The sequence below is a fragment of the Marinobacter sp. 2_MG-2023 genome, assembly GCF_030546935.1.
Taxonomy (GTDB): domain Bacteria; phylum Pseudomonadota; class Gammaproteobacteria; order Pseudomonadales; family Oleiphilaceae; genus Marinobacter.
The window spans coordinates 21,511-33,389 of record NZ_JAUOPH010000006.1 but is presented as its reverse complement, the minus strand read 5'-3'; the positions used below and the strand labels follow the sequence as shown (position 1 = coordinate 33,389).

Below are 11,879 nucleotides of genomic sequence, written 5' to 3'. Positions count from 1 at the left end.
TTAAGCAAGGCGCCAGTTAATAGTTTCGCCAGCTTTCAGAGGAACGATGGTGCCATCCGCCAAGGGTAATTCATTTGGCATTGCCCAGGGCTCCTTCACCAAGGTAATAGTATCGGTATTTCGTGGCAGGCCATAGAAGTCCGCCCCGTTTATGCTCGCAAAGGCTTCCAGCTGGTCAAGAACGCCAAGTTCTTCAAACAGGTCCGCGTAGAGTCCGATTGCGCCGTAGGCCGAGTAGCAACCTGCACAGCCGCAGGCCGCCTCTTTCTTATCCTTTGCGTGCGGGGCAGAGTCGGTTCCCAGAAAGAATCGTTTGTCGCCGCTGGCAATGGCGTCTCTCAGGGCTTGCTGGTGTCGGTTGCGCTTCAGTATTGGAAGGCAGTAAAGGTGAGGGCGTATGCCGCCTACCAGCATGTGATTACGATTGTACATCAGGTGTTGGGGCGTAAGCGTTGCACCAAGATTGTCGCCCTGGTGTTGCCGAACGAATTCCGCAGAATCAGCGGTAGTGATGTGCTCAAGCACAACCCTGAGTTTGGGAAAAGCTTCCAGCGTCGGCGCCAGCACGCGCTCAAGGAATACCTTTTCCCGATCAAAAATATCAATGTCCGCATCGGTGACTTCGCCATGAACAAGCAGCAGCATGCCACACTCTGACATGGCCTCCAGGACCGGGTAGATATTACGAATGTCCTGCACGCCGGAAGCGGAATTTGTGGTGGCGCCGGCGGGGTAGAGTTTTGCCGCGACTACGCCTTCCGCACGAGCTTCAAGAATGTCTTCGCGGGTGGTGGATTCTGTGAGGTAAATCGTCATCAATGGCCGGAAATCCGTGCCTTGGGCCGCTGCCAGTATGCGCTCCCGATATGCTGAGGCTGCTGCGGCAGTTGTAACCGGGGGAACAAGGTTGGGCATGATGATCGCCCGCCCAAAACAGGCTGCGGTTGCCGGCACGACGTCCTTGAGAACATCGCCGTCACGAACGTGCAGGTGCCAGTCGTCGGGGCGCAAAAGGGTAAGTTGTTCGGTCATGAGCTGATTTCCGCGATACCTTCAAAGGGCTGAATAAAAGGCGTGAGAAGCGTGTTTGATTTGGACGGCGCTTTAGCCCGGAAAATTTGCGCGATTATAACAGAACGCGCCGGTGATTGTTTTTCCTCTCGTAGATTAAAGAATACCGCGCCGATGCCGTTAACCATGGAAACCACTAAACATCCGTGAAACAACGGTATGACTGTTATGGCACTCGCTTTCTCCAGAAAATCGCGAAAACTGCTGGGAACTCTGGCGCTGGGCATTTTTTTTCCTGGGGCAGGCCTGGCTGGAAGCTATGGCGCAGGAATCTCGAACAGTCAGTGGTATCTTGCCGAATCCGTTTTTGAATGTTCTCTGGTGCATGAAGTCCCCGGCTATGGTCGTGCCGTTTTCAGGCACAGGGCTGGTGAAAGCCTGTCGTTCTTTCTGGAGTCTGAGTCGCGCCTTATGCGGCCCGGGCGTGGCGCGCTCGTTGTTGAGGCACCCGTCTGGCGGCCGGGGGTGGCTCCCAGGCCTGTGGGTACGGTAAATATTTCCGAGGGGCGCCGCCCCGTATCCCTTGAAACGCGCCAGGCGGTGGTTCTTGCGCAAGGCCTGCTAGATGGTATGCGTCCAACCGTTACTCGCGCGTCCTGGTACGACGGGAGTCCGGTCAGGGTGCAGGTGTCGAACATAAATTTTAACGGCCAGTATCAGCTTTATCGGTCTTGTGCGGCCAATCTATTACCGGTGAATATTGATCAGATTGGGCGCTCGAGAGTCGCGTTTGCCAGCGGAAGCAGGAATCTGTCGGAAGCTGATATGAACATGCTGGACGACATCGTTGCTTATCTTATGGCTGACACCACGGTCGAGCGTGTCTTTGTCGATGGCCACAGTGATAGTGTCGGGAGTCGTATTGATAACCGGGCATTGTCTGAGGATCGCGCCAATGTAGTGGCGGATTACCTGAAAAATCGTGGCGTAGATCCGGATCTGATCACAGTAAGAGCCCATGGAGACCAATATCCCGTGTCCCGTCGGGCTGCAGAAAATCGCCGCACAACTATCCGTTTGCAGCGCGAGGGCGATCGTCCGGAACTGCAGCAAGCCAATGGCTACGGCGGCGCTTCCGCGGGTTAGTGCTGCTGGCTTGCCGGTTCCTTGTCTTGGACAAATCAGTAGATCGAACTCAGCACTTCCAAATGGGCATTGACGCTCTCGGCGAGAGCCTTCAGATGATAACCACCTTCGAGTGTTGAAATGATTCGGTCGTTACTGTGCTCTGCCGCTACGTCCGCCAGAATTTCAGTTAGCCACCGATAGTCTTCGGTTTCGAGATTAAGCTCGCCCATAGGATCGAGGCGGTGCGCGTCAAACCCTGCGGAGATCAGAACCACCTGTGGCTTGAAGGCATTCAGGCGTTTGATCCACCCGGACTCCACCCGTTTTCGGAAGTCCTCAGCGGAGCAGCCTGCTTCGATGGGGATGTTGACGATGTTGTCGGCCTGCCGATGAACGTGGGAGTGGGGGTAAAAGGGGTGCTGGAAGCTGGAGCACATCAGTATGCGCTCATCTCCGCTCACAATGTCTACCGTACCATTCCCCTGGTGCACATCGAAGTCAACGATGGCGACTCGCTCGAGGTGGTGGAAGTTAAGAGCGCGCATAGCAGCCAACGCAATGTTGTTGTAAAAACAGAAGCCCATGGACTTGCTGCGCTCCGCGTGGTGGCCGGGCGGCCGCGCACAGATAAACGCATTCGTAACCTGGCTGCTCATCACCATGTCTACGGCCTGAACGTTGGCTCCGGCAGCCAATCTTGCGGCACGCAGAGTGTCCGGCATCATGGCGGTGTCCGGGTCGGTAAACACTCTGCCACGGGTCGGTTGCATCATGTCGAGCTGTTGCAGATAGCGTTCCGGGTGCACGTTCAGAAGCTGATCGCGGGTGATTTCTTCCGGGCGTACCCAGTCAAGCTTTTCGGCAACCCCGGTATCGGCAATGTAGCTGATGATAGCTGCTAGACGCTCAGGGCACTCGGGATGCTCTGGCCCCATGTCGTGTTTTTTGAAGTCATCATGGGAAAAAAATGCGGTGGTCATAGATCTCTAAACGCCCCGACTATACTTGTATTCTTTTTGATTTTATCAGGGATAACCTGCTGTTGCTGTGTTTCTTTGGTCTTATAGGGGCGATAGGCATTTCACATCGGTTCATCTATGCATAAGATAGGGCAAACACCTACTGAAGGAGAGTCAGCTTGAGCACCCGGTATCTGGAAAGTCTGTTCAATCCTGCGTCAATTGCAGTGATCGGGGCATCGGAGCGGGCAGACAACCTTGGTGGTATGGTGTTGCGAAACCTGATGGGCGGCGGTTATCCGGGCAAGCTTCTGGTTGTTAACCAGAATGAGTATGACAACGTTCATGGCGTACCCTGTGTAAAAAAAGTCTCCAAAATGGAGTTTTCGCCGGATCTCGCCATTGTCTGTACGCCACCGGATACCGTGGCCAAGACCATTCGACGCCTGGGCGAGGCGGGGGTACGTACGGCAATCGTGATGACCGGCGGCATGTCCCGTACTCACAGTAAAACCGGAAAACCGCTGATGTATGCGGTTCGCGAGGCGGCAAAGGAAACCGGTATCAGAGTTTTAGGCCCGAACACGATTGGCTTGATGGTGCCGGCCAGAAGCCTGAATGCCACCTATGCGCATATGGGTGTTCTTCCCGGTCGCGTGGCATTTGTGGGCCAGTCAGGCACGGTCGCAAGTTCGGTGATTGACTGGGCATTTGCCCGCGGCGTCGGTTTCTCCTATTTCCTCACCCTCGGTGATGGCATGGACATCGATCATGATGATCTGATCGACTATCTTGCTCAGGACACCCAGACACGGGCGATCCTCCTTCATATCGAAAATATTCCAAACGCACGGCGCTTTATGTCTGCTGTGCGGGTGGCCTCTAGAACAAAACCGGTGATTGCTGTGAAATCCGGGCGCGTGCCGGAATCCGAGTGGTTAACACATGAGCTGCCGGATGGCATTGTGCGCAGTGACCCTATATACGATGCCATGCTTCAGCGCGCCGGTGTGTTGCGCGTTGATGGGCTGGGGCAGATGTTTGATGCGCTGGAAACTCTCACCCGTATGCGGCCGCTTCGCCGAGAATCCCTTGCCATTATGGCCAATGGTGTAGGGCCGGGCGTTCTTGCTGTTGACCGTCTGGCAGATTTGGGTGGCGAGCTGGCCAAGTTGTCTGAAGCCAGTGTCAAAGCCCTCGCTGAGCTTTTGCCACCTTACTGGACTCGAAAAAACCCGATCGATCTTAACTACGATGCATCGCCGGAACTTTATGGAAAGGCAATTAAAATTCTGGCCAAGGATCCTGAAGTAGCGAACGTGCTGGTGATGTACGCGCCCAGTCTGAAGGAGGATAACCTGCAGATTGCAGATGCCGTCGTGCAGGCTTCCAAAGGTACGCGGCTCAATATTTTTACCTGCTGGCTTGGGCAGAGCACGGTGATGGATTCACGAGAAGAGTTCTATCGCGCCGGTGTGCCATCGTTTTTCAATCCGGAGAAGGCGGTCGTTGCCTTTATGCAACATGTGCGGCATCAGCGAGTCCAGCGCTTGCTGACGGAGACTCCGGAATCGTTTACCGACCATTTTGCAGACCACACGAAAACCCGTCGGATGGTCATGAGCGCACTTCGCTCTGGTCGAAAACACTTGTCGAGCCGGGAAGCCCGGGATGTGATTCGCGATTACGGCATCCGCGCGATTGAAACGGTCTATTGCGACGATGTAGAAGAAGTCATCGAGGCTTTTTCGATAGAGCGCCGAATGGTGGATGTCACTATTGTTCATGAGGAAGCCTGCCACCCTTTCATGAAGCTGAGCGTTGCTCAGCGTCGCTATAAGGGTACGATGCAGAAGCTGAACAGTGAGTCCGAGATTATCGATGCCTGCCGTTTCCTGATGACAGAGTATCTGAAGCACTTCCCGGACAGCGGATTTCTCGGTTTTGCCATGCAGCGCTCCTATCAACACATTGGTGGTGTTGAGTTCAGTGTCGGAATTACCAGAGATGTCCTGTTCGGCCCCCTCGTGGTTTGTGGAGCCTCGGGTGCCCATATAAACGTCATGTCAGATCGGCAGATTGCGTTGCCGCCGCTTAATATGGTTCTTGCCCGCGAGCTGCTGCGCCGAACCTATATGTACAAGTTGCTCAGAGAGCACAGCCTGGCGCCTGAATCCGATATCCGGGCGGTATCGGAAACACTGGTTACCCTTTCCCAGATTGTGATCGATAACCCGGAGATTCGTGGGTTGGAGATTTCACCTTTGCTGTTTAATGACCAGGGTGCGGTCGCCGTTAGCGTGGCAATCGATCTTTCTGAAACGCCAGGCCGGCCGATTATTCAGCCGTACCCGAGAGAGCTTGAGGAATGGCTGGTGCTTCCCAAGTCCGGTCGGCGGGTCGTTATCCGCCCGGCTCTTGCAGAAGATGAGCCGTCACACCGAGTGTTCCATGAGCTGCAGTCGCCCGAATCCATACGTTATCGCTTCTTTCAGTACCGCAAGCACTTCTCCCGGGAAGACGTCGCGCAGATGGTGCAGATCGACTACGACCGGGAAATGGTCTTCATCGCCAATGCGCCGAGAGAAGACGGTGAAGGCGATGAAACCCTGGGTACCGTAAGAACCTGGACAGACGCCGATAACCTGCAGTGCGAGTTTGCTGTGATGGTGCACGACAAAATGAAGGGCGAAGGCTTGGGTGTCGCCCTGATGCAGAAAATGATCGATTACTGCCGGGCTCGCGGTACGGTGGAAATGGTGGGCAACGTTTTGGCAGACAATCGCCCGATGCTGCAGCTTGCGGAGCATATGGGCTTTGAGGTCAAGTACAACGTTGAAGAAGAGGTGATGGATCTGCGGCTTGTGCTGAACGAGCCGGAAAAAGACTGGCAGAAGGAGCGGCTGGGTAAGAGCGCCCACTGAGACCTTTCGATGAAAGGTGCCAGCGGCGCTCCCGTGCCTGTGAGTTTACTCTTCGACGATGGCTGAACGGTCTTCACCGCCCATGGCGTCCAGCAATCCCGGAATCAGTTTTGACAGCTCCAGGGTCATGAGGGTGAAGGCAGCGTCAAATTTTGCGACAGCATCATCCACATCTACGTCGTCAAGCTGGTCCTGAAGTGTTTCTCCGAACTTCAACCGGCGAATGCCCAGTTCTTCATCCAGGATAAAGGACACGTTTTCGTCCCAGGTTACGGCCAGCTTGGTGACCTGCATGCCTGCTTCCAGGTGATTGCGGATTTCGTCTGCTTTCAGGTCCAACCCTTTGCAACGAACGACGCCGCCGTCTTCAGATGGATCTTTCAATTCACACTCGTTCCCGAGCACCACGACACCCGGCAGATCGATAGTTTCGTTCAGCCAGCCAGTAAAAGTGAAAGCTGGAGCCTGTTCTACCACGGGCGGCCGAACGGGCAGGGATCCCAGGCTCTTGCGCAGGGTAGATGCCAGGTCTTCCGCCTGTTTGGCAGAACCCGCATCCACCACCAGAACGCCATCCTTCGGAGCCAGATAAGCGAAGCAGCGGCGGTTTCGGGAAAATGCCTGGGGCAGCATCTCCAGCATAACCTGCTCTTTGATCTCGTCTTTTTCCTTGCGACGAACCTTGCGCCCCTGTTCCAGTTCTATGGCTTCTGCTTTCTCTTCAACAGCGTCCTTTACCACCGGACCGGGCAGGATCTTTTCTTCCTTGCGTAATGCAATCAGGTGGTAACCATTGGCACTGTGAACAAGCATGTCACCAAACTTGCCAAGAGGTGGAACCCATCCCTGGCGAGTGGTTTCTTGTGGGCCGCAGGGCTTGAATGCATCGCCGCTCAGCTTTTCTTCCAGCTCTTCAGCAGAGATATCAAATGGCTTGGTAAAACGGAAAACGCGGGCATTGCGAAACCACATCAGGTTTGATCCTTGTCTTTCATATTTGGATGACTTCTACGAGTACTGTTTTGATGATAAAACCGAAGACACCAGCCCCCAATACGGTGAACAGGGCGAGAGTGCCGAACTTTCCGGCCTGTGATCTTTTGGCCAGATCCCAGACGATAAAACCCATCCAGCCAATAAGACCCGTCAGAAACACCAACATGGCGATCTGCGAAAAAACTGCTTCATTCATGATTTTCTCCAAGTTCAATCTGGATTACTGTTCGTCCCGCAGGAAAACCCAGTTGTTCTTGTCGGACTGGTCTTCGCTGAAATAGTAACCATCAAGGTCAAAACCCTTGAGGTCGTTCGCATTGGTAATGCGATTCAGGATGGCGTACCGGCACATAAGACCGCGGGCCTTTTTCGCATAGAAGCTGATCATTTTATACTGACCGTTCTTCCAATCCTTGAATTGGGGGGTAATAAGCTGTCCTTCAAGGTCTTTCTTCTTCAAGCTTTTGAAATATTCGTTCGAAGCCAGGTTTACCAGCACCTCGTCATCGCTCTTCAATAGGCGATTTATTTCCTGGGTGAGTTGATCGCCCCAGAATGCGTAGAGATCCTTGCCCCGTTTGTTCTCAAACTTTGTGCCCATTTCCAGCCGGTAAGGCTGCATCAGGTCGAGGGGTTTAAGAATGCCGTATAGGCCGGAAAGCATCCGTAGGTGCTTCTGCGCGAAATTGAAATCCTGCTCGCTGAAGCTTTCCGCATCCAGCCCTGTATAGACGTCACCCTTGAACGCCAGGATCGCCTGGCGGGCATTCTCTGGAGAGAAAGGCGTGTGCCAGTTTTGAAAACGTTCGGCGTTTAATTGGCCCAGCTTATCGCTGATGCTCATCAGGTTGCTGACCTGGTGCGGCTCTAGCTCCTTGAGCTGGTCAATCAGTTCGCAGGCATCGTCCAGAAAATCTGGCTGGGTACAGGTATTCGTTGCCAGCGGGCTCTCGTAGTCGAGGGTTTTGGCGGGTGAGATAACCATCAACATGTCAGTGAATTCCTCATTGCAGAAACGTAAGTAACTGTTCCCGGGTAAATGGCCAGTCGAGCTCATGACCAGTATCGTCGCGTCGGAGCACCGGAATGCGCGTACCGTAACGCTGCACCAGCTCTTCAGATTGGGCGATATCCACTACGTCAACCGGTATGGCAACCGGCATAGGCGTACTCACCAACAGGGCTTCAGCGAGCTCGCACAGGTGGCATTGGGACGTCGTATAGAAAAGCAGTTCCATTATTTCGGTTGGGCGTCCAGTTTCTGGCCGTTTACGCCGGCGCTGTCACTGCCCATCAGGTAAAGGTAGATCGGCATCAACTCTTCCGGCGCCGGGTTCTGCTGCGGATTTTCTGCCGGGTAGGCGTGAGCTCGCATATTCGTTCTGGTCGCGCCGGGGTTGAGGCTGTTTACACGCACGTTGTTATGTTCGTCGTCGAGCTCATCAGACAGCAGTTGGCTCAGGCCTTCGATTGCGAACTTGGATACTGCATAGGCGCCCCAATAAGCCTTCGCTTTACGGCCAACACCTGAGGAGGTGAAGATAACCGAAGCTGCGTCGGATTTGCGCAGCAGAGGTATCATTGCCCGGCTAAGCAGGAACGGCGCTGTTGCGTTCACGTGCATGACCTTGCTCCAGGTTTCCGGGTCATACATTTCGACCGGGCTTCGATCGCCCAGAATGCCGGCGTTGTGTAAGAGCCCATCGAGCTTACCGAAGTTGTCTTCCAGCGTCATGGCCAGTTCTTCATAGTCTTTTACCGCGGCACCTTCAAAGTTCATCGGCACGATCGCCGGCTTCGGGTGTCCATCAGCTTCGATTTCATCATAGACCGATTCCAGCTTGCCCACGGTGCGCCCCACAAGAATTACAGTGGCACCGTGGGCGGCGTAGGTTTTGGCAGCTGTGCGGCCGATTCCGCTGCCTGCGCCGGTCACCAGTATGATGCGGTCTTTAAGAAGATCAGCGGGTGCCTGGTAATCTTGCATAACCTGTCTCCGTGCCCGGTAGGGGTATGTCCGAGTGTGTCAAAGTTGGTCGGTTTTAGAAGCGCGTTATTGTAGCAGCTTTGCGAGATCGTTGACGGTGTCTGCGACCATGTCGGCTTGCCATAGATCAACGGTTTCAGGCTCTTCGATATAGCCGTATCGCACGGCAATGGTTTTCATGTGCGCATTGCGGCCCGCTTCGATATCCCGTTCATGATCGCCTACGTACACCGCCCGGGCGGGATCTGCTCCGACTTGCTTGCAGGCGAGGAAAAGGGCCTCTGGATGAGGTTTCCGATCGGTGACATGATCCGGGCAGACCAGCGATGCACAGCGCTCCGCCAAGCCAAGCGCCTGAACCAGTGGGGTGGCAAAACGTGCCGGCTTGTTGGTGACAATGCCCCAGGGAATTCCCCGGTATTCCAGCGACTGGAGCAGGGCATCCATACCGTCGAAAAGGCGGGTTTCAACCGCTACGCCTGCTTCGTAAAGATCCAGAAAGGCCGTATGTCTGTCGAGATAATCAGGGTGTTCTGGTTCAAAGCCAAACCCCACCCGCACCATGGCCCGGGCACCATTGGAGACGGAGCGGCGTATGTGATCGGCCGGAAGCGCCGGGAGCCCGTGTTGATGACGCAAGTCATTCAGGCAGCGTATAAAATCCGGCGCTGTGTCGATCAATGTGCCGTCGAGATCAAACAGGACGGTGGAGGGCCGTTCAGCTTTCACGAATATCCCGTGCATGCATAAGGTAGTTTACATCCACGTCCCGGCCCAGTTTATAGGAGCGGGTAACGGGGTTATATGTCATACCGGTCAGCTCGCGTACATCCAGGCCTGCATGACGCAAGTAGTCCGACATTTCCGATGGTCGGATAAACTTCTTCCATTCATGCGTTCCCTTGGGAAGCATATTCAGAACGTATTCAGCACCAATAATCGCAAACAGGAAGGATTTAGGGTTGCGATTGATGGTAGAAACAAACAGATGTCCGCCGGGTTTTAGCAGTGCAGAACACGCTTTGACGACAGAAGCTGGATCGGGTACATGCTCGAGCATTTCCAGACAGGTAACGGCATCGTACTGACCCGCATGCTCGGGGTCGCGGGCCAGCTCTTCAACGGTAATCTGCTGATAGTCCACTTTGACCCCGCTTTCCATTCCATGCAATCGCGCAACGGCCAGAGGTGCTTCACCCATATCTATGCCAGTCACATGAGCGCCGCGCAGTGCCATGCCTTCGGATAGCAATCCGCCGCCACAGCCTATGTCTGCCACCCGCTTTCCGGCAAGGGGTACACGCTCGTCGATATAGTTCAGGCGCAACGGGTTAATGTCGTGCAGCGGCTTGAACTCGCTGGTGGGGTCCCACCAACGACTGGCCAGCGCTTCAAATTTAGCGATTTCATTACGGTCAACGTTCTGGTTTGTCATGTTGCGTTCTGCCTGATCAATCAGTCGAAATTCGGTTAGTCAGCCTGCTGCTGGCGGATTTGCCTGGCCCAGCCCTCAACACGAAGCATAAGGTCGGGAACATCTATGCGCGTCAGTTTTCCATCCTGTACCTGAGGTACGCCGTTAATCCAGCTATGGGTTACTGCCCGGCCATGATTGCTGTAAACCAGGTGAGAGGCTGGGTCATAAACCGGCTGAATAAAAGGATCGCCAAGATCAACGGCGATAATGTCGGCCAGCTTGCCGGCCACCAGTGAGCCCAGTTCGTTGTCCCGGCCCAGAGCCTGGGCGCCATTGAGCGTAGCCATTTTAAGTGCTTCATGGGCAGAGAGCGCTGCGGCATCATTGGCAACGACTTTGGCCACCATAGCTGCGGTGCGGATTTCGCCAAATAAATCCAGGTCGTTGTTGCTGGCGGCGCCGTCGGTTCCTATTGCGAGGTTAATTCCATGCTCCATAAGCTTGTGGGCAGGGCAAAGGCCGCTGGCAAGCTTGAGGTTGGATTCGGGGCAATGGATAACGTGCGTTCCTGTGTCTGCAAGCAAGGCGATGTCTGAGTCACTGATCTGGGTCATGTGAACGCATTGGGTTCTGGCACCAAGAACACCAAGCCTGGCAAGCCGCTCAGCAGGGCGTTGACCTTGTTTGTCCAGAGCTTCCGCTACTTCAAATTCTGTTTCATGCAGGTGAATCTGAATGCGGGCGCCTGTTCTTTCAGAAAGCGCGACAGCCTCGCTCAGGGGGCCGTCAGAGACGGTATAAGGGGCATGGGGGCCAATGGCGGGCATTATATAGTCGTTGCCCCTCCATGCCCCGATCAACGCCTCGCCCTTATTCAGGTATTCCTCTGGACCGGAGCCCCATGCCGTCGGGAAGTCCAGCAGAGGAAAGCAGATCTGCGCCCGCATGCCACAGTCGTGGGCGGCCTGAGCCGCAATCTCCGGGAAGAAATACATATCCGAGAAGGTCGTTGTGCCTGTCCTCAGCATTTCTGCCATGGCCAGTTGGGTACCATCGGCAATAAATTGCTCGCTAATAAACCGACCTTCTGCTGGCCAGATATGATCGTTCAGCCAGGTCATCAAAGGCAGGTCATCGGCCATGCCACGAAACAGTGCCATAGCTGCGTGCCCGTGCATATTGATCAGTCCGGGCATAACCACATGGTGGGGCAGGTCAATCGTTTCCCGGGTGCGGAATTTGCGATCCGCATCCGCGACGGATAGAACTGCCGCAATTCGGGTGCCCTGAATAATCACCGCCTGATGCTCAAGCACAACTCCGGACGGTTCAATCGGAATCAGCCAGCGGGCGTTGATGCGAATATCGGCTGCGGTGATGGTATCTGCCGTCATTAACCCTGCCTTGCAGTGCCGGCGACAAAGCGATTGCGCACAAAAAGCGTGCGCAGGCCCGCC

General features: G+C 54.8%; 12 protein-coding genes. 2 read left to right on the top strand and 10 right to left on the bottom strand.

Annotation, left to right across the window (positions count from 1 at the left end):
- The gene (pyrC, locus tag Q4501_RS15645) at positions 1-1,032 is read right to left on the bottom strand and encodes a dihydroorotase (RefSeq protein WP_303597203.1); all 1,032 of its coding nucleotides are present in this window, start codon (positions 1,030-1,032) and stop codon (positions 1-3) included.
- A 198-nt stretch (positions 1,033-1,230) separates the two neighbouring features.
- Between pyrC and Q4501_RS15640 the strand changes: the two genes are divergently transcribed.
- Positions 1,231-2,157 carry an OmpA family protein gene (locus tag Q4501_RS15640; protein WP_303597202.1) on the top strand — a complete coding sequence of 309 codons (927 nt, stop codon included), beginning with the start codon at positions 1,231-1,233 and terminating at the stop codon, positions 2,155-2,157.
- Between the two features lie 35 nt (positions 2,158-2,192).
- Here Q4501_RS15640 and Q4501_RS15635 read toward each other — a convergent pair whose 3' ends face one another.
- Positions 2,193-3,119, bottom strand: a complete 927-nt coding sequence (locus Q4501_RS15635) for a histone deacetylase family protein (protein ID WP_303597201.1) — start codon at positions 3,117-3,119, stop codon at positions 2,193-2,195.
- A 158-nt stretch (positions 3,120-3,277) separates the two neighbouring features.
- Between Q4501_RS15635 and Q4501_RS15630 the strand changes: the two genes are divergently transcribed.
- Positions 3,278-6,022 (top strand): GNAT family N-acetyltransferase, encoded by a 2,745-nt coding sequence (locus Q4501_RS15630; protein ID WP_303597200.1) that lies wholly within the window; start codon positions 3,278-3,280, stop codon positions 6,020-6,022.
- A gap of 45 nt (positions 6,023-6,067) precedes the next feature.
- Here Q4501_RS15630 and rdgC read toward each other — a convergent pair whose 3' ends face one another.
- The 8 genes from rdgC to Q4501_RS15590 form a co-directional block, all read right to left on the bottom strand.
- Entirely contained in the window at positions 6,068-6,994 is a 927-nt protein-coding gene (rdgC, locus tag Q4501_RS15625) for a recombination-associated protein RdgC (protein WP_303597199.1), read from the bottom strand.
- 19 nt (positions 6,995-7,013) lie between these two features.
- Positions 7,014-7,214 (bottom strand): DUF2788 domain-containing protein, encoded by a 201-nt coding sequence (locus tag Q4501_RS15620; RefSeq protein ID WP_303597198.1) that lies wholly within the window; start codon positions 7,212-7,214, stop codon positions 7,014-7,016.
- Between the two features lie 24 nt (positions 7,215-7,238).
- On the bottom strand, positions 7,239-8,009 hold the full coding sequence (yaaA, locus tag Q4501_RS15615; protein WP_303597197.1) for a peroxide stress protein YaaA: 771 nt from the start codon (positions 8,007-8,009) through the stop codon (positions 7,239-7,241).
- A gap of 13 nt (positions 8,010-8,022) precedes the next feature.
- Positions 8,023-8,256 (bottom strand): glutaredoxin family protein, encoded by a 234-nt coding sequence (locus Q4501_RS15610; RefSeq protein ID WP_303597196.1) that lies wholly within the window; start codon positions 8,254-8,256, stop codon positions 8,023-8,025.
- Entirely contained in the window at positions 8,256-9,005 is a 750-nt protein-coding gene (locus tag Q4501_RS15605; protein WP_303597195.1) for a YciK family oxidoreductase, read from the bottom strand. The genes Q4501_RS15610 and Q4501_RS15605 overlap by 1 nt, the downstream gene beginning before the upstream one ends.
- A 66-nt stretch (positions 9,006-9,071) precedes the next feature.
- Complete coding sequence (locus tag Q4501_RS15600; protein WP_303597194.1) at positions 9,072-9,749, bottom strand: HAD-IA family hydrolase; 678 nt, start codon at positions 9,747-9,749, stop codon at positions 9,072-9,074.
- Entirely contained in the window at positions 9,724-10,440 is a 717-nt protein-coding gene (gene ubiG / locus Q4501_RS15595; RefSeq protein ID WP_303597193.1) for a bifunctional 2-polyprenyl-6-hydroxyphenol methylase/3-demethylubiquinol 3-O-methyltransferase UbiG, read from the bottom strand. Before ubiG ends, Q4501_RS15600 begins: the two co-directional genes overlap by 26 nt.
- A gap of 35 nt (positions 10,441-10,475) precedes the next feature.
- A complete protein-coding gene (locus Q4501_RS15590) occupies positions 10,476-11,816 on the bottom strand; it encodes a TRZ/ATZ family hydrolase (RefSeq protein WP_303597192.1) in 1,341 nt (446 codons plus the stop codon).
- Between the last annotated feature and the right edge of the window lie 63 nt (positions 11,817-11,879).